Origin of the sequence: Pseudomonas sp. A-RE-19, from assembly GCF_019956555.1 — a bacterium.
Lineage (GTDB): Bacteria > Pseudomonadota > Gammaproteobacteria > Pseudomonadales > Pseudomonadaceae > Aquipseudomonas.
This window is the reverse complement of sequence record NZ_JAHBDQ010000011.1, coordinates 319,419-340,697: the sequence shown is the minus strand read 5'-3', so window position 1 is coordinate 340,697 and position 21,279 is coordinate 319,419. Positions and strand designations below refer to the sequence as shown.

Annotated in this window: 18 protein-coding genes; 14 read left to right on the top strand and 4 right to left on the bottom strand. The window is 60.4% G+C overall.

All coding sequences use genetic code 11. The annotated features are described in order from the left end of the window. Nucleotides 1-10: 10 nt before the first annotated feature. Together KGB14_RS09730 and KGB14_RS09725 are read right to left on the bottom strand one after the other, a co-directional pair. Nucleotides 11-778 (bottom strand): heme ABC transporter ATP-binding protein, encoded by a 768-nt coding sequence (locus tag KGB14_RS09730; RefSeq protein WP_223486015.1) that lies wholly within the window; start codon nt 776-778, stop codon nt 11-13. After that, nucleotides 778-1,761, bottom strand: coding sequence for a FecCD family ABC transporter permease (locus tag KGB14_RS09725; protein ID WP_223486061.1), 984 nt, complete (start codon nt 1,759-1,761; stop codon nt 778-780). The genes KGB14_RS09730 and KGB14_RS09725 overlap by 1 nt, the downstream gene beginning before the upstream one ends. Before the next feature lie 275 nt (nt 1,762-2,036). Between KGB14_RS09725 and KGB14_RS09720 the strand changes: the two genes are divergently transcribed. Further along, on the top strand, nt 2,037-2,354 hold the full coding sequence (locus KGB14_RS09720) for a Rieske (2Fe-2S) protein (protein WP_123361264.1): 318 nt from the start codon (nt 2,037-2,039) through the stop codon (nt 2,352-2,354). On the opposite strand, the gene sfsA is transcribed toward KGB14_RS09720, so the two are convergent. Both sfsA and KGB14_RS09710 read right to left on the bottom strand, forming a co-directional pair. Further along, nucleotides 2,351-3,067: a DNA/RNA nuclease SfsA gene (gene sfsA, locus KGB14_RS09715; RefSeq protein WP_223486012.1), complete on the bottom strand. Its 717-nt coding sequence runs from the start codon at nt 3,065-3,067 to the stop codon at nt 2,351-2,353. The genes KGB14_RS09720 and sfsA overlap by 4 nt on opposite strands. Next, nucleotides 3,067-4,239, bottom strand: coding sequence for a pyridoxal phosphate-dependent aminotransferase (locus KGB14_RS09710; RefSeq protein ID WP_223486010.1), 1,173 nt, complete (start codon nt 4,237-4,239; stop codon nt 3,067-3,069). Before KGB14_RS09710 ends, sfsA begins: the two co-directional genes overlap by 1 nt. 334 nt (nt 4,240-4,573) lie before the next feature. On the opposite strand from KGB14_RS09710, the gene dksA reads away from it, so the two are divergent. The 13 genes from dksA (at nt 4,574) to KGB14_RS09645 (ending at nt 21,262) form a co-directional block, all read left to right on the top strand. Continuing rightward, nucleotides 4,574-5,017, top strand: coding sequence for an RNA polymerase-binding protein DksA (gene dksA, locus KGB14_RS09705; protein WP_030130357.1), 444 nt, complete (start codon nt 4,574-4,576; stop codon nt 5,015-5,017). Between the two features lie 204 nt (nt 5,018-5,221). Continuing rightward, nucleotides 5,222-6,118, top strand: a complete 897-nt coding sequence (gene gluQRS / locus KGB14_RS09700; RefSeq protein WP_223486008.1) for a tRNA glutamyl-Q(34) synthetase GluQRS — start codon at nt 5,222-5,224, stop codon at nt 6,116-6,118. A 77-nt stretch (nt 6,119-6,195) separates the two neighbouring features. Beyond that, nucleotides 6,196-6,372 (top strand): hypothetical protein, encoded by a 177-nt coding sequence (locus KGB14_RS09695; RefSeq protein ID WP_003176118.1) that lies wholly within the window; start codon nt 6,196-6,198, stop codon nt 6,370-6,372. Next, nucleotides 6,356-9,310, top strand: a complete 2,955-nt coding sequence (locus KGB14_RS09690) for a sensor histidine kinase (protein WP_223486006.1) — start codon at nt 6,356-6,358, stop codon at nt 9,308-9,310. The genes KGB14_RS09695 and KGB14_RS09690 overlap by 17 nt, the downstream gene beginning before the upstream one ends. A gap of 22 nt (nt 9,311-9,332) precedes the next feature. Continuing rightward, nucleotides 9,333-10,769 carry a sigma-54-dependent transcriptional regulator gene (locus KGB14_RS09685; RefSeq protein WP_223486004.1) on the top strand — a complete coding sequence of 479 codons (1,437 nt, stop codon included), beginning with the start codon at nt 9,333-9,335 and terminating at the stop codon, nt 10,767-10,769. A gap of 735 nt (nt 10,770-11,504) precedes the next feature. Beyond that, nucleotides 11,505-12,905 (top strand): polynucleotide adenylyltransferase PcnB, encoded by a 1,401-nt coding sequence (locus KGB14_RS09680; RefSeq protein ID WP_223486001.1) that lies wholly within the window; start codon nt 11,505-11,507, stop codon nt 12,903-12,905. 3 nt (nt 12,906-12,908) lie between these two features. Then, a complete protein-coding gene (gene folK, locus KGB14_RS09675; protein WP_223485999.1) occupies nt 12,909-13,394 on the top strand; it encodes a 2-amino-4-hydroxy-6-hydroxymethyldihydropteridine diphosphokinase in 486 nt (161 codons plus the stop codon). A 382-nt stretch (nt 13,395-13,776) separates the two neighbouring features. After that, nucleotides 13,777-14,577 carry a 3-methyl-2-oxobutanoate hydroxymethyltransferase gene (gene panB, locus KGB14_RS09670; protein ID WP_223485997.1) on the top strand — a complete coding sequence of 267 codons (801 nt, stop codon included), beginning with the start codon at nt 13,777-13,779 and terminating at the stop codon, nt 14,575-14,577. Beyond that, nucleotides 14,574-15,434, top strand: a complete 861-nt coding sequence (gene panC / locus KGB14_RS09665; protein WP_223485995.1) for a pantoate--beta-alanine ligase — start codon at nt 14,574-14,576, stop codon at nt 15,432-15,434. Before panB ends, panC begins: the two co-directional genes overlap by 4 nt. Nucleotides 15,435-15,630: 196 nt before the next feature. Next, complete coding sequence (gene panD / locus KGB14_RS09660; protein ID WP_003228271.1) at nt 15,631-16,011, top strand: aspartate 1-decarboxylase; 381 nt, start codon at nt 15,631-15,633, stop codon at nt 16,009-16,011. 229 nt (nt 16,012-16,240) lie between these two features. Further along, nucleotides 16,241-17,905, top strand: a complete 1,665-nt coding sequence (gene pgi, locus KGB14_RS09655; RefSeq protein WP_223485993.1) for a glucose-6-phosphate isomerase — start codon at nt 16,241-16,243, stop codon at nt 17,903-17,905. Between the two features lie 227 nt (nt 17,906-18,132). Continuing rightward, nucleotides 18,133-20,070: an acetate--CoA ligase gene (acs, locus tag KGB14_RS09650; RefSeq protein ID WP_223485991.1), complete on the top strand. Its 1,938-nt coding sequence runs from the start codon at nt 18,133-18,135 to the stop codon at nt 20,068-20,070. A gap of 175 nt (nt 20,071-20,245) precedes the next feature. Beyond that, nucleotides 20,246-21,262, top strand: coding sequence for a class I SAM-dependent rRNA methyltransferase (locus tag KGB14_RS09645; RefSeq protein ID WP_223485989.1), 1,017 nt, complete (start codon nt 20,246-20,248; stop codon nt 21,260-21,262). Nucleotides 21,263-21,279: the final 17 nt, after the last annotated feature.

Genomic DNA, 21,279 nt, shown 5'->3' with positions numbered 1-21,279 from the left:
AATGAAATGCTCAGCGGGCGATGATCAGCGGATGCCCACGCTCCGGGTGCGGCTGCACCAATACTTCCAGCCCGAACACGGCCTTGAGCGGCTCCGGGCGCAATACCTGCTCCGGCGTATCCAGCGCCACGGGATGCCCGCCTTCGAGCAGCAACAGACGATCACAATAACGTGCCGCCAAATTCAGATCATGCAGAATCACCAGCACTGCCGCGCCGCGATCGGCAAACTCACGCACCGCTTGCAGCGTGGTGTGCTGATGCAGCGGGTCGAGCATCGATGTTGGCTCATCGAGCAACAGCGTTTGCCCCGCCTCCCCCGGCCACAGCTGCGCCAGAACTCGTGCCAGATGCACCCGCTGACGCTCGCCGCCGGACAGTGCCAGATAGCTGCGACCACTCAGGTGCCGCGCATCGGCCGCGTGCAGCGCGGCGGCGACAATTTCGTCATCGCGGACCCGGCCGCTTTGAAAAGGCAGACGGCCCATGCCGACCACTTCTTCGACGCGAAAGGCAAAGTCCAGGGTCGACACCTGCGGCAACACCGCCAAACGTTGGGCTCGCTGCGCCCCGGCCCAATGCCTCAGCTCGCGCTCATCGAGCCAGACACTGCCGTGGTCCGCGTGCAATTCGCCGCAGAGGGCGCCAAGCAATGTGCTTTTGCCGGCACCGTTGGGGCCCAGCACGCCGAGGACTTCGCCCGGTTTGAGTTCAAGGGTGATGTGGGTGAGAACAATCTTTCGACCGCGCCGGATTTGCAGGTCCTGTGTTCGCAACATCAGGCGCGCCCTCTGAGCAGTAGATACAGAAAGAACGGTGCGCCGATGAAAGCCGTGACGATCCCGATCGGCAACTCGGCCGGCGCCAGGGCCAGTCGCGCCACCAGATCGGCAAACAACAAGAGACTGGCCCCCGACAATACCGACGCCGGCAACAGCACACGATGATCGGGGCCGGCCAGCAACCGCACCAGATGCGGCACCACCAGACCGACAAACCCGATCATCCCCGCCGCCGCGACCGCCGCGCCGACACCAAGGGCTGTGCAGAACACCAATTCGCGCTTGAGGCCTTCGACGTCGATCCCCAGATGACCAGCCTCCGACTCCCCCAGCAACAATGCATTCAAGGCCTTGGCCCGACGCGGCAACCACAGCGCCACACCGGCGCTCACCAGCAGTAACGGCCAAAGTCGCGAATAACTGGCGCCGTTAAGGCTGCCCAGGTTCCAGAACGTCAGGGTGCGCAGGGTCGCGTCATCCGCCAGATAGGTGAATAGCCCTACCGTCGAACCGGCCAGGGCAGTCAATGCGATACCCGCCAGCAGCATGGTGGCGACGTTGGTCTGGCCATTGCGCCGCCCCAGTCGATAGACCAGTGCTGTCACACCCAACCCGCCGAGAAACGCGCACACCGACAACAGATAAGGGCCGAAGGATTCTGGCAGACCGCCGAACACCGAACCGCCGACAATCGCGATGGCTGCGCCCAATGCCGCGCCACTGGACACCCCCACCAACCCCGGATCGGCCAGAGGGTTGCGAAACAAGCCCTGCATCGCCACGCCGGATAGCGCCAAAACGCCGCCCACCGCCAGGCCCAGCAAGGTTCGCGGCAAGCGGATCTGCCCGAGGATCAGCTCGGCCTGCTCCAGCCCGTCGGGCGCGATGGGCAACCCGATCAGCCGCAACGCCGCGCGCAATGTGTCGAGCAACGGCAAACTCACCGGCCCCAGCGCCAGCGACAGCCAGATCGCCAGCAAACACAACAGGCTCAGGCCAATGAACAACGCACGGGGTTTAACCAGAAGGATCATTGGCCGGTGGTACCGGGATAGAACCCACAGAGCGCGGCAACGCAGGTATTCAGGCGCATAAACAGCTTCCTTTAAAGGTTTCCCGGGCATCGAGAGGACAGGCCAAGTATCCTCGGCATCCGGCAATCGCCCTGTGGGCGAGCAGCCATTTGATGATTGCTTGCATTTGAACGTCAAGCTCGGACATATCGGGTCACGAGCCGTGGGACTTGAGGATAGACATGAAGTTTCTTTGCGCGGGTGCCGAATTGGCCGATGCCAGCAGTCGCGGTTTCGACGTCGACGGCCAGAAGCTCCTGGCCGTGCGCCGGGGCGGTCGAGTGTATGTGTATGAAAATCGCTGCCCGCACCGTGGCGTCGGACTGGAATGGAAGCCCGACCAGTTTCTCGACCCCAGCAACAGCCTGATCCAGTGCGCCACCCATGGCGCACTGTTTCTGATCGAAGACGGCGAATGCGTGGCCGGCCCTTGCGCCGGGCAATCCCTCACGACCATCCCCTGCCGCGAAGACGAGCAAGGGATCTGGGTCACGCTCTAGGGGGCGCTCAACAGCACATCCAGCCGCCGATCGACCACCATCTCTTCGTGGGTCAAGTGCACGCCATACGCCAGCACTTCGACCCCACACGCCACTGCCTCGCGTAACGCAGCCGCGTAGGCCGGGTCGATTTCTTCGGCAGGACGCACCGAGTCGATGCCGGTCAGGTTCACGCAATACAGCTGCACGGCACGAATCCCGTCCCGGGCCAGATGAGCCAACTCCCGCAAATGCTTGGCCCCGCGCTGAGTCACCGCATCGGGAAACGCCGCCACCAACGAGCCATCGAAGCCCAGGGTGACGCTTTTGACTTCCACATAGGCGGGCCCACTCGGGTAATCGAGACGGAAATCGATGCGGCTGCTTTCCTGACCGTAGGCCACTTCGCGCTTCAGTTCGGTAAAGCCGTTCAGCTCAGTGATGACATTGGCCCGCAACGCCTCCTCGATCAAACCGTTGGCGCGCCCGGTGTTTACACAAAACAGTCGCCCCTGCGGGGTTTCGCCGACTTCCCAGGTGCCGGGCAACTTGCGTTTGGGGTCATTGGAACGGCTGAACCAGACCTGCCCGCCTTCGACCTGGCAATTAAGCATGGAGCCGGTATTGGGGCAGTGAATGGTCAGCAACTCGCCGCCAACGGTTTCGATATCGGCGAGAAAACGTTTGTAGCGACGAATCAAGCGACCTTCTTCGAGGGGAGGATGAAAACGCATCAGCCTTGCCAGCTCCGCAAACCACGAGCGATGCGCTCAACCGCTTCCTGCAAGCGTGGAAGACTTTGGGTGTAGGCAAACCGCACATGATGCCCGGCCAGATGGCGCCCGAAATCCAGACCCGGCGTGATCGCAACGTGCTCGGTTTCGAGAAAATGCTGGCAAAAAGCGAAGGCATCACCGCCGAACTTGCTGATATTGGCGTATAGGTAGAACGCGCCTTCCGGCTCCACGGCGATATCGAAGCCCAATTCCCGCAGGGCTGGCAGCAGGAAATCCCGACGTCGACCGAACTCGGCGCGGCGCTCTTCGAAAATGCGGATGGTGGCGGGTTCGAAGCAGGCCAACGCGGCGTGCTGAGCCATGCTTGGCGCGCTGATGTAGAGGTTCTGGGCGAGTTTTTCCAGCTCACCCACCGCCGCTTCAGGCGCGACCAGCCAACCCAGGCGCCAGCCCGTCATGCCGAAATACTTGGAAAAACTATTGAGCACAAATGCGCTGTCATCGATTTCCAGCACGCTGGCCGCGTCCGTGCCGTAAGTCAGGCCGTGGTAGATCTCGTCGACCACCAAATGACCGTCGCGAGCCTTGATTGCGGCAGAAAGTCCGGCCAATTCGTCGCGGGTCAGGATGGTTCCGGTCGGGTTCGCCGGCGATGCCACCAGGGCGCCGACGCTGTCATTATTCCAGTGACGCGCAATCAGCTCCGGGGTCAGCTGATAACGCACGTCCGGCCCCACCGGCACCAGTTGTCCCGCGCCTTCCACCAGCCGCAGGAAATGCCGGTTGCACGGGTAACCCGGGTCTGCCAGCAGCCAGTGTTTGCCCGGGTCCACCAGCAAGGCGGTGACCAACAGCAACGCACCTGAACCGCCGGGCGTGATGAGGATGCGCCGCGGATCGATGTTCAGCCCATAACGCTGCTGATAAAAGCCGGAAATGGCTTCACGCAGCTCGGGAATGCCACGGGCGGCGGTGTAACGGGTCTTCCCCGCTGTCAGCGCAGCCTGACCGGCCTGGATGATCGGTTCGGCCGTGATGAAGTCCGGCTCGCCGATTTCCAGATGAATCACGTCATGACCGGCCGCTTGCAGCTCGTTGGCCCGCGCCAGCAGGGCCATGACGTGAAAAGGTTCGATAGCGCGACTGCGCGCACTGTAGGACAGAGCCATTAGCCTTCCTTACAACGAGGAAAAGAATCGATTCTACTCAAGCACAGGAACGAGCGAGAACCTGATACGGTCATAGGCCTTATAACACTGGTTTCAAACGGTTCAAGCGTATGTCCCAGGTTTGACTAAAATCAATAATTGATCAGGTCTCCGGAGCCACCAGACAAGGCTTTGCAAACTTTTGCAAGCACCGCAGATCGCGGGCTCGACATCCGGGAGTAGCGCGGTCCGATTTGATCTGGTAAGTTCGCCCGCTTGCAGCCGCAGGGCCGGCAGGTGTCGGTGATGGAGCAATCCTGCGCAATGGATTACAAGAGTAGAGGCGGTCCATTTCATGCCCACCCAAGCAAAGCAACAACAGAACCAGTCGATCAGCGGCTTCGAACCCTACAAAGAAGTGAAGGGCGAAGAGTACATGGGCAAGCCCATGCGCGCTCACTTCACCAAGATCCTGAACAAGTGGAAACAGGACTTGATGCAGGAAGTCGACCGTACTGTTGATCACATGAAAGACGAAGCGGCCAACTTCCCCGACCCGGCAGACCGTGCCAGCCAGGAAGAAGAATTCAGCCTCGAATTGCGCGCCCGCGACCGCGAGCGCAAGCTGATCAAGAAAATCGACAAGACCCTGCAATTGATCGAAGACGAAGAATACGGCTGGTGCGAGTCCTGCGGCGTCGAAATCGGCGTCAAGCGACTGGAAGCCCGCCCTACCGCCGACATGTGCGTCGACTGCAAGACCCTGGCGGAAATCAAGGAAAAGCAAGTCGGCAAGTAATCCTGGCGACTTGAACGAAAAACGGAGCGTGCGAACGCTCCGTTTTTTGTTTCTGAATTTCACCTCGGCAGAAAACCTGTGGGAGCGAGCCTGCTCGCGAATGCGGTGTGTCAGGCAACGCTAATGTTGGAGCTGATGGCCCCTTCGCGAGCAGGCTCGCTCCCACAGGGACTTGCGCACGACCAGAGAAAGTAACATTCGTCCATGACTGCCACGACTTCCCCTCTCTACATCGGGCGTTTCGCTCCCACACCCAGCGGGCATCTGCACTTCGGTTCGCTCGTCGCAGCGTTGGCCTCCTACCTCGACGCCCGTTCGGTCGGCGGCCGCTGGCTGGTGCGCATGGAAGATCTCGATCCGCCACGAGAAGAGCCCGGTGCTCAGGTGGCGATTCTCAAGGCGCTGGAAAGCTACGGGTTCGAGTGGGATGGCGATATGGTCCGACAGAGTGACCGGCACGCTGCCTATGATGAAGTCATCAATCGCCTGTTCAATCAGGGGCTGGCCTACGCGTGTACCTGTTCGCGCAAGCAACTGGAGCCGTATCACGGCATCTACCCCGGGTTCTGCCGCAACGCGGGGCACGGCACCGAGAACGCGGCGATCCGCCTGCGTGTACCGGAGCTGGAATACCACTTCATCGATCGGGTGCAGGGCGAGTTCCGTCAACACCTGGGCCGGGAGGTCGGCGATTTCGTGATCCGCCGCCGCGACGGGCTCTACGCCTATCAACTGGCGGTGGTGCTGGACGACGCCTGGCAAGGCATCACCGATATCGTGCGCGGCGCCGACCTGCTGGATTCCACGCCGCGCCAACTCTATCTTCAAGAACTGCTTGGCCTGCCGCAACCGCGTTACCTGCACATCCCGCTGATTACCCAGCCGGACGGCCACAAACTCGGCAAATCCTACCGTTCGCCGCCGTTGACCGAAGATCAGGCCACGCCGCTGTTACTGCGCGCACTGCGGGCGCTGGGGCACAATCCTGTTACCGAACTGAATGACGCTACACCACGGGAAGTGCTCGATTGGGGCATCGCCCACTGGGATGCATCGCTGATCCCGCGCACACTGACACTGCCCGAAGCACAACTGCAGTGATGCCACTTGCAGTGGCGCGCCCATCCGTTACCATCGCCGCACGTTTTCGGGCACACGCATAAAAAAGAGAGGCCGGGATGTACATCTATCGCTTGGTCCTGCTCCTGGTAGTGGGGATTTATCTGTTCTCCCCAGCCATCATGGATTGGTGGATCGACGCCACTGGCGCCTGGTATCGCCCATATTTGCTCTGGCTGATTCTGATCGTCGTGACCTTCATCCTGCAGAGCCAAAAAGATGCCGATGAGCTTTAGCCTGACCCAGATGATCCTGATCAGCGCCGCGTACCTGGCGGTGCTGTTCGGTGTGGCCTGGATCAGTGAACGGGGCATGATCCCCCGGGCGATCATCCGCCACCCACTGACGTACACCCTGTCGCTGGGCGTTTACGCCAGTGCCTGGGCGTTTTACGGCACGGTGGGCCTGGCCTATCAGTACGGCTACGGTTTTCTGTCCAGCTACCTCGGGGTTTCCGGGGCGTTTCTGCTGGCACCGGTGCTTTTGTACCCGATCCTGAAAATCACCCGCACCTATCAACTCTCGTCCCTGGCCGACTTGTTTGCGTTCCGTTTCCGCAGTACCTGGGCCGGTGCGCTGACGACGATTTTCATGCTGATCGGCGTGCTGCCATTGCTGGCGTTGCAGATTCAGGCAGTGGCCGATTCCATCGGCATCCTCACCCACGAACCGGTGCAGCATCGCGTGGCCCTGAGCTTCTGCGCGCTGATTACGCTGTTCACGATTTTCTTCGGCTCGCGCCACATCGCCACCCGCGAGAAACATGAAGGCCTGGTGTTTGCGATTGCCTTCGAGTCGGTCATCAAGCTGATCGCGATTGGCGGCGTCGGCCTGTATGCGCTGTATGGCGTGTTCGACGGTCCGCAACAGCTGGAACTGTGGCTGCTGCAAAACCAGACCGCCCTCGCCGCCCTGCACACGCCCTTGCAGGAAGGCCCGTGGCGCACGCTGCTGCTGGTGTTCTTCGCCTCGGCGATCGTGATGCCGCACATGTACCACATGACCTTTACCGAAAATCTCAACCCGCGCTCGCTGGTCAGTGCGAGCTGGGGCTTGCCGCTGTTCCTGCTGCTGATGAGCCTGGCGGTGCCGCTGATTCTCTGGGCCGGGCTGAAACTCGGCGCCACGACCAATCCGGAATATTTCACGCTGGGCATCGGCATCGCCGCCAACAACAAAGCCCTGGCGCTATTGGCCTATGTCGGCGGGTTGTCGGCGGCCAGCGGCCTGATCATCGTCACCACGCTGGCGCTGTCGGGGATGGCGCTGAACCATCTGGTGCTGCCGCTCTATCAGCCGCCGGCCGAAGGCAATATCTACCGTTGGCTGAAGTGGACCCGCCGGGCGCTGATCGTCGCCATCATCATGGCCGGTTACGGTTTCTACCTGATGCTGGGCGCCGAGCAAGACCTGGCCAACCTCGGCATCGTCGCTTTTGTCGCCACGTTGCAGTTCCTGCCGGGTGTGTTGTCGGTGCTGTACTGGCCGACCGCCAACCGTCGCGGCTTCATCGCAGGTCTGCTGGCGGGAATTCTGGTGTGGCTGGTGACCATGCTGCTGCCGCTGGTGGGCAATCTGCAAGGCTTCTACATTCCGCTGCTGAACATGATCTACGTGCTGGACGACACCAGTTGGCACATGGCAGCAATTGCCTCGCTGGCCGCCAACGTGCTGATGTTCACCCTGATCTCACTGTTCACCAACGCCAGCCCCGAAGAGGCCAGCGCCGCCGAAGCCTGCGCCGTGGACAACGTGCGACGTCCGCAACGCCGCGAATTGCATGCCGCCTCGCCGCAGGAATTCGCCACGCAGCTTGCAAAACCATTGGGCGCCAAGGCTGCACAGAAAGAAGTCGAACAGGCGCTGCGCGATCTTTATCTGCCGTTCGATGAACGCCGCCCATATGCCTTGCGTCGTTTGCGTGACCGTATCGAAGCCAACCTGTCCGGCCTGATGGGGCCGAGCGTGGCGCAGGACATGGTGGAAACCTTCCTGCCCTACAAGGCCGGCGGCGAAAACTACGTCACCGAAGACATTCACTTCATCGAAAGTCGGCTTGAGGATTACCATTCGCGCCTGACCGGTCTTGCCGCCGAACTCGATGCCTTGCGCCGCTACCACCGCCAGACCCTGCAGGAATTGCCGATGGGCGTGTGCTCGCTGGCCAAGGATCAGGAAATCCTCATGTGGAACAAAGCCATGGAGGAGCTGACCGGGATTGCCGCGCAGCGGGTGGTCGGTTCGCGCCTGAGCACCATTGCCGATCCGTGGAAAGAGCTGCTGCAAGGCTTCATCAATCTGCCCGACGAGCACCTGCACAAACAGCACCTGGCCCTCGACGGCCAGACCCGCTGGCTGAACCTGCACAAAGCGGCGATCGACGAACCGCTGGCGCCGGGCAACAGCGGTTTGGTATTGCTGGTCGAAGATTTGACCGAAACCCAGATGCTCGAAGACAAACTGGTGCACTCCGAACGCCTGGCCAGCATCGGCCGACTGGCGGCCGGCGTGGCCCATGAAATCGGCAACCCGATTACCGGCATTGCCTGCCTCGCGCAAAACTTGCGTGAAGAGCGTGAGGAAGACGCCGAACTCAAGGAGATCAGCGGGCAGATTCTCGAGCAGACCAAGCGCGTGTCACGCATCGTTCAGTCGCTGATGAGCTTCGCCCACGCCGGCAGTCATCAGCACAGCGACGAGCCCGTCTGTCTGGCGGAAGTGGCCCAGGATGCCATCGGCCTGCTGGCCCTGAACCGGCGCAATTTCGAAGTACAGTTCTACAACCTGTGCGACCCCGATCACTGGGTCGAAGGCGACCCGCAGCGGCTCGCTCAGGTATTGATCAATCTGCTCTCTAACGCCCGCGACGCCTCGCCTCCAGGCAGCGCGGTGCGCGTCAAGAGCGAAGCCGGCGAACACACGGTCGATCTGATCGTCGAAGACGAAGGCAGCGGTATTCCCTCGAACATCATGGACCGACTGTTCGAACCTTTCTTCACCACCAAGGATCCTGGTGAAGGCACCGGTCTGGGCCTTGCACTGGTCTATTCCATCGTTGAAGAGCATTATGGACAAATCACCATCGACAGCCCGGCTGATGTTCAAAGCCAACGCGGCACCCGTATCCGGGTGACTTTACCGCGTCATGTCGAAGCGACGTCCGCTGTGAACTGAGACCGTCGAGAGTATCGAATCAATGCCGCACATTTTGATCGTCGAAGACGAAACAATTATCCGCTCCGCCTTGCGCCGCTTGCTGGAACGTAACCAGTACCAGGTCAGCGAAGCCGGATCCGTGCAGGAAGCACAAGAGCGTTTCAGCATCCCCACATTTGACCTGATCGTCAGCGACCTGCGCCTGCCGGGCGCGCCTGGCACCGAGTTGATCAAACTGGGCCAGGGCACTCCGGTGCTGATCATGACCAGTTACGCCAGCCTGCGTTCGGCCGTCGACTCAATGAAGATGGGCGCGGTGGATTACATCGCCAAGCCTTTCGATCACGACGAAATGCTCCAGGCCGTCGCGCGAATCCTGCGGGACCGGCAATCGGCGCAAGTCAGCGGTGAGCCGGTCGTCGGTAAAGCGACCAATGGCGCCGCGAAAAACGGTGTCGACAATAGCAATGGCGAAATCGGCATCATCGGCTCCTGCCCGCCGATGCAAGACCTGTACAGCAAGATCCGCAAAGTCGCGCCGACCGATTCCAATGTCCTGATCCAGGGCGAATCCGGTACCGGTAAAGAACTGGTAGCACGCGCCCTGCACAATCTCTCCAAGCGCGCCAAGGCACCGATGATTTCGGTGAACTGCGCGGCCATCCCGGAAAGCCTGATCGAGTCCGAACTGTTCGGCCACGAAAAAGGCGCGTTCACCGGTGCCAGCGCCGGGCGTGCCGGCCTGGTGGAAGCGGCGGATGGCGGCACCTTGTTCCTCGATGAAATCGGTGAACTGCCACTGGAAGCCCAGGCCCGCCTGTTGCGGGTGTTGCAGGAAGGTGAAATCCGCCGGGTCGGCTCGGTGCAGTCGCAGAAGGTCGATGTACGCCTGATCGCCGCGACCCACCGGGACCTCAAGAGCCTGGCGAAGATCGGCCAGTTCCGTGAAGACTTGTATTACCGCCTCCACGTAATCGCCCTGAAACTGCCGGCCCTGCGCGAACGCGGCGCGGACGTCAATGAAATAGCCAATGCATTCCTCGCGAGGCAGAGCGCTCGGGTCGGTCGCACCGATCTGAAATTCGCCGCCGATGCCGAGCAGGCGATTCGGCATTATTCGTGGCCCGGTAACGTTCGCGAACTGGAAAATGCGGTCGAGCGCGCAGTGATCCTGTGCGAAAGCCCGGAAATTTCCGCCGAGCTATTGGGCATCGACATCGAACTCAGCGATCTGGAAGACGATGACTTCATCGGCCTGGCACCGCAACAAGGCAACGGTGCCGGTAACAACAGCCATGAACCGACCGAAGACCTGTCCCTGGAAGACTACTTCCAGCATTTCGTTCTCGAGCATCAGGACCACATGACCGAAACCGAACTGGCCCGCAAACTCGGGGTCAGCCGCAAATGCTTGTGGGAACGTCGTCAGCGCCTGGGCATCCCGCGACGCAAGACCGGGGTGGCCAGCGAAAGCTGAACCGCGCCTGTCGGATGTGCGGGTAACACATGACATTGTGAAAAAACTGTTACCTCAATCTTTTCACGTAACAGAAGCCGGGGCTTACGGTAACGAAGCCCCGGTTTTTTTGGGCCTCGAAAAACACCATCAGCCTGCCTAACCCCTTGTTTTACTAGGCCTCACAAAAGTTGGCACGCACCCTGCTATATGTTTAGTACAAGAACAATAACAAGCAATGCACAAGACAATAAAAATAAGACGAATCGACTCACGCACAATAAAAACAAGACGGCGAGAGGCGTAGCTAACTGATTCTTTTGGAGAGGCGTTGTATTTGGGGCGTGCCCCACGACCAGGCCGAGAATAATAAAAACTGTCCTAAGACAGTGCCTGAACTGGTTGGATCGCAAGATCATTGCAGCACAGCGACCAAAGCAATCCGTTTGCTCTTGGCTCCCGATTGGGAGGGTCATGAAGGAAAACTTCATGACGAGGGCGCTCAACAAAAACAAGAAGCCCGAAACCAATAATAAAAATAGAGCATGCAACTACTTCTTGGGGAGCTTCGGCTCCCCTTGTGGTTTCTGCGATTCGAAAAACCTCTCAAATCTGCCCACTTTGTGGCTTGAAGCTTGCGCCTTACAGCTCATATCTGCTGTGTCCTACACCATCCCCTGACTAAATGCTAGAATCCCGGCCCATCATGCGGTCATTCTTCGTTATGGCCGAACATTCCTTCAAACAGTGCATCCCATGCTGAAGAAGCTGTTCCAGTCATTCCGTTCTCCCAAGCGTCATACGCAACACATCCGCAGCACGCCTGAAGTGCTCAACAGCGGCCAACATTCGCTGCAAAAGGCGCAATTCAGCCGTTACGCGGTCAACATCGTCGAACGCCTGCAGAACGCCGGTTACCAGGCTTACCTGGTCGGCGGCTGTGTGCGCGACATGCTGCTCGGCATCACGCCGAAAGATTTCGACGTCGCCACCAGCGCCACGCCTGAACAAGTACGCGCCGAATTCCGCAACGCGCGGATCATCGGTCGTCGCTTCAAGCTGGTGCATATCCACTTTGGTCGCGAAATCATTGAAGTCGCGACCTTTCGCGCCAATCACCCGCAAAATGACGAAGAGGAAGACAGCAACCAGTCTTCCCGCAACGAAAGCGGGCGCATCTTGCGCGATAACGTCTACGGCACCCTGGAAGAAGACGCGCAACGCCGCGACTTCACCATCAACGCCCTGTATTACGACCCGGTCAGCGAGCGCATCCTCGACTACGCCAATGGCGTACACGACATCCGTAATCACCTGATCCGCCTGATCGGCGATCCGAAGCAACGCTACCAGGAAGACCCGGTGCGGATGCTGCGGGCCGTGCGGTTCGCTGCCAAGCTGAATTTCGGCATCGAAAAACACAGCGCCGTGCCGATCCGCGAACTGGCGCCGATGCTGCGCGAGATCCCGTCGGCCCGTCTGTTCGAGGAAGTGCTCAAGCTGTTCCTCTCCGGCCATGCCGCGGACACCTTCGAGATGCTGGTCGACCTGCAGTTGTTCGACCCGTTGTTCCCGGCCAGTGCGGCAGCGCTGGAGTACAACCCGACCTACACCCACACGCTGATCAGCGAAGCGTTGATCAACACGGACCTGCGGATCAAGCAGAACAAACCGGTCACCCCGGCGTTCCTGTTTGCCGCCCTGCTCTGGCCTGCCCTGCCGGCTCGCGTGTTGCGCCTGCAAGAGCGCGGCATGCCGCCGATTCCGGCGATGCAGGAAGCCGCTCATGAGCTGATCGCCGAACAGTGTCAGCGCATCGCCATTCCGAAACGCTTCACCATGCCGATTCGCGAGATCTGGGACATGCAGGAGCGCCTGCCACGGCGCAGCGGCAAACGCGCCGACCTGTTGCTCGACAACCCGCGATTCCGTGCCGGTTATGACTTCCTGCTGCTGCGTGAAAGCGCAGGCGAACAGACCGATGGCCTGGGCGAATGGTGGACCGATTATCAGGACGCCAACGACAGCGAACGCCGGGACATGATCCGCGACCTCAGCGGCAAGGACGACGGTACCGGCGCTCCGCGCAAACGTCGCCGCAGCGGCGGTGCCAAGCGCAAACGCGCGGCCGGCGCACCGAGCGCCACGGGCGAGTAAGCCATGGAACGCATCTACATCGGCATGGGCAGCAATCTGGCTGACCCCGCCGAACAGTTGCGCAGCGCTATCGAGGCGTTGTCGCAGTTGCCGCAGACCCAACTGGTCGGCGTTTCAGCGTTTTATCAAAGCGACTCGCTGCTGCCCGGCCAACCGCGTTACACCAACGCGGTCGCCGCCCTCGACAGCAGCCTCGCACCGCTGGACCTGCTTGATGCACTGCAAGCCATCGAGAACGGGCAAGGCCGTGAGCGCCTTGAACGCTGGGGCCCACGCACACTGGATCTGGACATCGTGCTGTTCGGTGATCGCCTGATCGACGAGCCGCGCCTCAAAGTCCCCCACTACCACCTGCAGGAACGGGCCTTTGTGCTGTATCCGCTGGCCGAGCTGGCACCGGCGGATCTGCGCCTGGCCGATGGCCGCACCCTCACAGCATTACTCGCCGCCTGCCCGTTCGTCGGGTTGGAACGCATTTCTCACGCCTGACAAATACTCCTTGTGGGAGCGAGCCTGCTCGCGATAACGGACTGGTATTCAACAATGATGTTGACTGAATGACCGCTATCGCGAGCAGGCTCGCTCCCACATTGGTTTTTTGTCGGACAACAATCTGCAAATCATCCTTGCCAACCTGCTGAATCGCATCAGTAACGTCGGTAACACCCCACACGTAACAATGCGGTAACACACGCAATTGACTTCCCGGGTTCTCCTCACGACTATAGGCGTCCCGCTGCCGCCAACGCGGCGCCAAAGGGCGCAATCCAGGCCTTACAAGCACCACGAAAGAAGGTGCGCCTGTATAAATGACGAATCACGCGCGTTACTCGCAGTAGTTTCCACAGCGCCTGTAATGAGGATTTTTTTCATGCCAGCCATCACCCTGACCACGCTCCAGAGCCTCAAGCAGAAAGGTGAAAAGATCACCATGCTGACCTGCTATGACGCGACCTTCGCCCACGCCTGCAATGAGGCCGGGGTCGAAGTGCTGCTGGTGGGCGACTCCCTCGGCATGGTTTTGCAAGGTCACGACAGCACCCTGCCGGTGACCACAGCTGAAATGGCCTACCACGTGGCAGCCGTCAAACGCGGCAACGCCGATGCCCTGATCCTCGCCGACCTGCCCTTCATGGCCTACGCCACCCTCGAACAAACCATGACCAACAGCGCCCTGTTGATGCAGGCCGGTGCGCACATGGTCAAGGTTGAAGGCGCATTGTGGCTCGCGGACTCGATCCGTCTGCTGGCCGAACGTGGCATCCCGGTGTGCGCGCACATGGGGCTGACACCGCAATCGGTCAACATCCTCGGTGGCTATAAAGTCCAGGGCCGCAACGAAAACCAGGCGCGGCAGATGCGTGCCGACGCGATTGCCCTGGAACAGGCCGGTGCGGCGATGTTGCTGCTCGAATGCGTGCCTAGCGAGCTGGCCGAAGAAATCACTCAGGCAGTGAAGATCCCGGTGATCGGTATTGGCGCCGGCAATGGCACCGACGGCCAGGTGCTGGTACTGCACGACATGCTGGGCTTGTCCATTACCGGCCGCGTGCCAAAATTCGTAAAAAACTTCATGACTGGCCAACCCAGCATCCAGGCTGCCCTGAGCGCTTACGTCACTGAAGTCAAAGCGGCGACTTTCCCAGGTATCGAACACGGATTCTCTGCATGAACACCGTAAAAACCGTACGCGAACTGCGGGCCGCCGTGGCCCGTGCCCGTAGCGAAGGCAAGCGCATCGGCTTCGTGCCGACCATGGGCAACCTGCACAGCGGGCATATCGCGCTGATTACCAAAGCCACCCAACGGGTGGATTTCGTGGTCGCGAGCATTTTCGTCAACCCGCTGCAATTCGGCGCCGGCGAAGACCTCGACAAGTACCCGCGGACCCTGGCCGCCGATCAGGAGAAACTGCTCCAGGCCGGGTGCCATCTGCTGTTCGCGCCAACCGTCGAAGAAATGTACCCCGACGGCATGGCCGGTCAGACCCGCGTCAGTGTTCCGCAACTGTCCGAAGGCCTGTGCGGCGCCAGCCGTCCGGGGCATTTCGAAGGAGTGGCGACCGTAGTCAGCAAGCTGTTCAACATGGTCCAGCCGGACCTGGCGATCTTCGGCCAGAAAGACTTCCAGCAACTGGCGGTAATTCGCGCCCTGGTGCACGACTTGAACATGCCGATCCAGATCATCGGCGAACCCACCGTGCGTGCCGCCGACGGCTTGGCGCTGTCGTCGCGTAATGGTTTCCTCAGCGAAGAACAGCGGGCCATCGCGCCAGTGGTCTATCGCACCCTGACCCATATTGCCGATGCGATCAAACAGGGTGAGCGGGATTACCCGACGCTGCTCAACGAGCAGATCAAGCAACTCGAAGCCGCCGGTCTGCGGGCGGATTATCTGGAAATTCGCCATGCGCTGACGTTGCGTCCGGCGACGGCGGAAGATCGGGATCTGGTGATTCTGGTGGCGGCGTTCCTGGGCACGACGCGGTTGATTGACAACCTGCATCTGAATCTCGACGCCTCCGCCTGAACACCGCAAAACAAATGTGGGAGCGAGCCTGCTCGCGATAAGGGAATGACATTCAACATCTGAGTTGGCTGGCAGTCCGCCATCGCGAGCAGGCTCGCTCCCACATTGGATCTGCGACAGCTCTTACATCGTATTGCTGCCACTAAAGCCTTCGGGCAAACTGCCCGCCGTTCGATTCCGACCTGGGGAAACACTCATGCACGCCATCATGCTCAAGGCCAAACTGCATCGCGCCGAAGTCACCCATGCTGTACTCGATTACGAAGGCTCCTGCGCCATCGACGGCGAATGGCTGGACCTGTCCGGCATCCGTGAGTACGAACAGATCCAGATCTATAACGTCGACAACGGCGAACGCTTCACCACCTACGCAATTCGTGGCGAAGAAGGTTCGCGCATGATTTCGGTCAACGGTGCCGCGGCGCACAAGGCCAAGGTCGGTGACCGTGTGATCATCTGCGCTTACGCTCATTACAGCGAAGCCGAACTGCTCAATTTCAAGCCACGCATGCTCTACATGGCACCGGGTAACGAGCTGAGCCACACCAGTAATGCCATTCCGGTTCAGGTCGCCTGATCGAGTCGCCCCCCCCTCAGCCTTCCGTTTGTCGGACCGCTCCCTGTTTAAATGTTAAAAAAGTACCGGGAGCAGGTCAGACAAAGTCAAGACAGATTGCAGCGCGAGGTTTACTGTATTCGCCCTGCGCCAAAAATCGTGTCGACGCAGTTGACCGGACGCCCACCCGCGGCTCTCCGGGATTTTTCGTGTTAAAAAGGCCGTTCAAGTAAAAAGGAAAACCGCAGCGATGGCGTACTACCGCACCCCTCACGACGTTACCGCTCTGCCCGCCTGGCAAGCGCTGAATGACCACCGCCAAGCCATGCAGGATTTCAGCATGCGCGAAGCCTTTAATGCCGATCCGCAGCGCTTTACCCAATTCACCCTCAGCAGCTGCGGCCTGTTTCTCGACTACTCCAAGAACCTGATCAACGCCGAGACCCGCAATCTGCTGGTGGGCCTGGCCAACGAAGTCGACCTCAAGGGCGCGATCAAAGCGCTGTTCGAGGGCGAAATCGTCAACTCTTCCGAAGGCCGTCCCGCCCTGCACACCGCACTGCGCCGCCCGGTGGGCGACAAGCTGTCGGTCAACGGCGTCAACGTGATGCCCGACGTGCACAAGGTGCTGAACCAGATCACCGACCTCGTGGGCCGCATCCACGACGGTTTGTGGCGCGGTTACACCGAGAAGCCGATCACCGACGTGGTGAACATCGGCATCGGTGGTTCGTTCCTCGGCCCCGAGCTGGTGTCCGAAGCGCTGCTGTCCTACGCCCAGAAAGGCGTGCGCTGCCATTACCTGGCGAACATCGACGGCAGTGAGTTCCACGAACTGACCATGAAGCTGCGCGCCGAGACCACGCTGTTCATCGTCTCGTCGAAATCCTTCAACACCCTCGAAACCCTGAAAAACGCTCAGGCCGCACGCGCCTGGTACCTGGCGCAGGGCGGTTCGGAAGCCGAGCTGTATCGTCACTTCATCGCCGTTTCCAGCAACAACGCGGCAGCGGTGGCGTTCGGTATTCGCGAAGAAAACATCTTCCCGATGTGGGACTGGGTCGGCGGGCGTTACTCGCTGTGGTCGGCTATCGGTCTGCCGATTGCCCTGGCCATCGGCATGTCGAACTTCAAGGAACTGCTGTCCGGTGCCTACACCATGGACCAGCATTTCCAGAGCGCGCCATTCGAACAGAACATGCCGGTGCTGCTGGCGCTGCTCGGTGTCTGGTACGGCAACTTCTGGGGTGCGCAAAGCCACGCGATCCTGCCGTACGACCACTACCTGCGCAACATCACCAAGCACTTGCAACAGCTGGACATGGAATCCAACGGCAAGAGCGTGCGTCAGGACGGCACGCCAGTGTCCACCGATACCGGCCCGGTCATCTGGGGCGGCGTCGGCTGCAACGGTCAGCACGCTTACCACCAGTTGTTGCACCAGGGCACCCAACTGATCCCGGCCGACTTTATCGTGCCGATCGTCAGCTTCAACCCGGTGTCCGACCACCACCAGTGGCTGTACGCCAACTGCCTGTCCCAAAGCCAGGCACTGATGCTCGGCAAGACCCGCACCGAGGCCGAAGCCGAGCTGCGTGACAAGGGCATGAGCGAGGACGAAGTGCAGAAGCTGGCGGCACACAAGGTGATCCCGGGCAACCGTCCGAGCAACACCCTGGTGGTCGAACGCATCAGCCCGCGTCGTCTTGGCGCGCTGGTGGCGCTGTACGAACACAAAGTCTTCGTGCAAAGCGTGGTCTGGGGCATCAATGCCTTCGACCAGTGGGGCGTGGAATTGGGTAAAGAGCTGGGCAAAGGCGTCTATAACCGTCTGGTCGGCAGCGAAGAAGCCCCGGCCGATGATGCCTCCACCCAAGGCCTGATCAACTACTTCCGCGGTCGTCACCGCGGTTGATTTGACGCCACACCCTTGTGGGAGCGAGCCTGCTCGCGATAGCGGTCTGACATTCAAATTAATGTTGAATGTTTTGCCGCCATCGCGAGCAGGCTCGCTCCCACATTGGTTTGCGTTGGTCACAAACTTTTCGGCCGGCACCTTCCACACCGATCGGCAGCTGACTTGAACCCTTCCCCCACTCGGCGCATCTTTATTACTTGTCGCAACAAGAATAAGGAACCGTCATGTTCGATATCAGCACGTTCCCCAAAGCCGATGCCGTCCGCCGGGCCGCACAGTTAAGTCAAGACGACTATCAACGCCTGTACCGCCAATCCATCGAGCACCCCAGCACCTTCTGGGCCGAACAGGCCACACGCTTTCTTGATTGGAGCGCGCCGTGGCAAACCGTCCAGCGTTACGACCTGAAAACCGGTGAGGCGAGCTGGTTCGCCGGCGGGAAGTTAAACGTCAGTTACAACTGTATCGATCGTCACCTGGAAAAACGCGGCGATCAAACCGCGATCATCTGGGAAGGCGATGACCCCGCCGAATCTGCCCGGATCACCTACAAAAAACTCCATCACAACGTCTGTCGACTGGCCAACGTGCTTAAAAGCCGTGGCGTGAAAAAAGGCGACCGCGTGTGCATCTACATGCCGATGATCCCCGAAGCCGCCTACGCCATGCTCGCTTGTGCGCGGATAGGCGCGATTCATTCGGTGGTATTCGGCGGATTCTCCCCGGATTCGCTGCGTGACCGGATCCTCGATGCCGATTGCCGCACCGTGATCACCGCCGACGAAGGCGTGCGTGGCGGTAAATTCGTGCCACTCAAAAAGAACGTCGACACAGCACTGCAAAGCTGTCCCAACGTGAACACCGTGATCGTGGTCGAACGTACCCAAGGCCAGATTAACTGGGTCGACGATCGGGACATCTGGTACCACCAGGCCTTGCGCGACGTCAGCGACGACTGCCCGCCGGAGCCGATGGACGCCGAAGACCCGCTGTTCATCCTCTACACCTCCGGCAGCACCGGCAAACCCAAAGGCGTGCTGCACACCACCGGCGGCTATCTGTTGCAAGCGGCCATGACCTTCAAGTACGTGCTCGACTACCGCGACGGTGAGGTTTTCTGGTGCACCGCCGATGTCGGCTGGGTCACCGGCCACAGCTACATCGTCTATGGCCCGTTGGCCAACGGGGCGACCACGCTGATCTTCGAAGGCGTGCCGAACTACCCCAGTACCTCGCGCTTCTGGCAGGTGATCGACAAGCACCATGTGAATATTTTCTACACCGCACCAACCGCGCTGCGTGCACTTATGCGTGAAGGCCCCGAGCCCTTGAAGGAAACGTCCCGCGAGAGCCTGCGCTTACTCGGCACCGTCGGTGAGCCGATCAACCCGGAAGCCTGGGAATGGTATTTCAATACGGTCGGCGAGCAGCGCTGCCCGATTGTCGATACCTGGTGGCAGACCGAAACCGGCGGCATCATGATCAGCCCGCTGGTCAGCACTCAACGGCTCAAACCCGGTTGCGCCACCCAACCCATGTTCGGTGTGCAACCGGTATTGCTCGATGAACATGGCAAGGAAATCAAAGGCGCCGGCAGCGGCATACTGGCCATCAAGTCCAGTTGGCCGGCGCAGATCCGCAGCGTCTACAGCGACCCGAAACGGATGATCGAAACCTACTTCAAGCCCTACCCCGGCTACTACTTCACCGGCGACGGCGCACGCCGTGACGAAGACGGCGACTACTGGATCACCGGGCGCATCGACGACGTGATCAACGTCTCCGGGCACCGTATCGGCACGGCCGAAGTGGAAAGCGCGCTGGTGCTGCACGACAGCATCGCCGAAGCCGCCGTGGTCGGTTACCCCCACGACGTCAAAGGCCAGGGCATCTATGCCTTCGTCACCCCCATGAATGGCACCGAACCCAACGACGAACTGAAGAAACAATTGCTGGCGCATGTCAGCAAGGAAATCGGCAGCTTCGCCAAACCGGACTTGATCCATTGGGCCCCGGCCCTGCCGAAAACCCGTTCGGGCAAGATCATGCGACGGATCTTGCGCAAGATCGCCTGCAACGAACTGGACAGCCTGGGCGACACCTCCACCCTCGCCGACCCGAGCGTGGTGCAAGGGCTGATCGATCAACGCCTGAACCAATGAGCTCGTGTTGTGCATCCCTTGTAGGAGCGAGGCTTGCCCGCGAAGACGGCGGCACAGTTAACATTAATGTCGCCTGACACACCGCTTTCGCGGGCAAGCCTCGCTCCTACAGGTTCTTCATCGTCCAAGCTGTTAAACTCCCGCGCCCCCCATTCCCTCCTGCAAGGCGCCCAGCATGTCTTCCTTGAATCAGGCGCTGCGCGCCGCCCTCGATCATCGTCAGGACCTGCTCGCCGAGCTGCATCAGCAAGGCACCGATTGCTATCGCCTGTTCCACGGCAGCCAGGAAGGCGCCGGCGGCCTGACCATCGATCGCTACGGCCCGCAACTGCTGGTGCAGAGTTTTCACCAGGCACTGGAGCGTGACGCCCTGCTGCAACTGCACGAGACCGTCAATCAACACCTGGGCCTCGACACCCTGCTGGTCTACAACGACCGCTCCCGCGGCAACTCACGCATCGACCGCGAAGACACCGTCTACCGCGCCGACGAGGCCGCCCTGCAAGATTTGATCGGCCACGAATGGGGTCTGAACTATCGGGTTCGCGGGCGCCACGCCGGCCAGGACCCGTTGCTGTTTCTCGACCTGCGCAACGCTCGCGGCTGGGTCAAGACGCACAGCAAAAACAAAAGTGTGCTGAACCTGTTTGCCTACACCTGCGGTGTCGGCCTCAGTGCCGCGGCCGGTGGGGCGAGCGAGGTGTGCAACCTGGATTTTGCCGAAGGCAATCTGGCGGTCGGTCGTGAGAACGGTCTGCTCAATCCGCAATTGCCGACGATGCAATTCATCCAGTCCGATTATTTCCCGGCGATTCGTCAATTGGCCGGTCTGCCGATCAGCCAGCGCCGCGGGCAGAAACTGCCGAGCTATCAACGTCTGGACCCGCGTCAGTACGATCTGGTGCTGCTTGACCCTCCGGCCTGGGCCAAGAGTGCGTTCGGCACGGTCGACCTGTTGCGCGACTATCAGAGCCTGCTCAAACCAGCGCTGCTGACCACCGCCGACGATGGCGTGCTGATCTGCTGCAACAACCTGGCGAAGGTCAGCATGGACGATTGGCGCGAGCAGGTTTTGCGCTGTGCGGAGAAGGCCGGGCGCCCGGTGCGTGAGTGGAGCGTGCTGACGCCGGGCAGCGATTTCCCGTCGATGGATCAGCAGCCGCCACTGAAAACGCTGATCCTGCAGCTCTGAAAATCCGCACCGATAAT

Bases quoted from the DNA above. Each gene is read 5' to 3' on its own strand.
- KGB14_RS09730 (WP_223486015.1), bottom strand. From the start codon at position 778: ATGTTGCGAACACAGGACCTGCAAATCCGGCGCGGTCGAAAGATTGTT.
- KGB14_RS09720 (WP_123361264.1), top strand. From the start codon at position 2,037: ATGAAGTTTCTTTGCGCGGGTGCCGAATTGGCCGATGCCAGCAGTCGC.
- sfsA (WP_223486012.1), bottom strand. From the start codon at position 3,067: ATGCGTTTTCATCCTCCCCTCGAAGAAGGTCGCTTGATTCGTCGCTAC.
- KGB14_RS09710 (WP_223486010.1), bottom strand. From the start codon at position 4,239: ATGGCTCTGTCCTACAGTGCGCGCAGTCGCGCTATCGAACCTTTTCAC.
- dksA (WP_030130357.1), top strand. From the start codon at position 4,574: ATGCCCACCCAAGCAAAGCAACAACAGAACCAGTCGATCAGCGGCTTC.
- gluQRS (WP_223486008.1), top strand. From the start codon at position 5,222: ATGACTGCCACGACTTCCCCTCTCTACATCGGGCGTTTCGCTCCCACA.
- KGB14_RS09695 (WP_003176118.1), top strand. From the start codon at position 6,196: ATGTACATCTATCGCTTGGTCCTGCTCCTGGTAGTGGGGATTTATCTG.
- KGB14_RS09690 (WP_223486006.1), top strand. From the start codon at position 6,356: ATGCCGATGAGCTTTAGCCTGACCCAGATGATCCTGATCAGCGCCGCG.
- KGB14_RS09685 (WP_223486004.1), top strand. From the start codon at position 9,333: ATGCCGCACATTTTGATCGTCGAAGACGAAACAATTATCCGCTCCGCC.
- KGB14_RS09680 (WP_223486001.1), top strand. From the start codon at position 11,505: ATGCTGAAGAAGCTGTTCCAGTCATTCCGTTCTCCCAAGCGTCATACG.
- folK (WP_223485999.1), top strand. From the start codon at position 12,909: ATGGAACGCATCTACATCGGCATGGGCAGCAATCTGGCTGACCCCGCC.
- panB (WP_223485997.1), top strand. From the start codon at position 13,777: ATGCCAGCCATCACCCTGACCACGCTCCAGAGCCTCAAGCAGAAAGGT.
- panC (WP_223485995.1), top strand. From the start codon at position 14,574: ATGAACACCGTAAAAACCGTACGCGAACTGCGGGCCGCCGTGGCCCGT.
- panD (WP_003228271.1), top strand. From the start codon at position 15,631: ATGCACGCCATCATGCTCAAGGCCAAACTGCATCGCGCCGAAGTCACC.
- pgi (WP_223485993.1), top strand. From the start codon at position 16,241: ATGGCGTACTACCGCACCCCTCACGACGTTACCGCTCTGCCCGCCTGG.
- acs (WP_223485991.1), top strand. From the start codon at position 18,133: ATGTTCGATATCAGCACGTTCCCCAAAGCCGATGCCGTCCGCCGGGCC.
- KGB14_RS09645 (WP_223485989.1), top strand. From the start codon at position 20,246: ATGTCTTCCTTGAATCAGGCGCTGCGCGCCGCCCTCGATCATCGTCAG.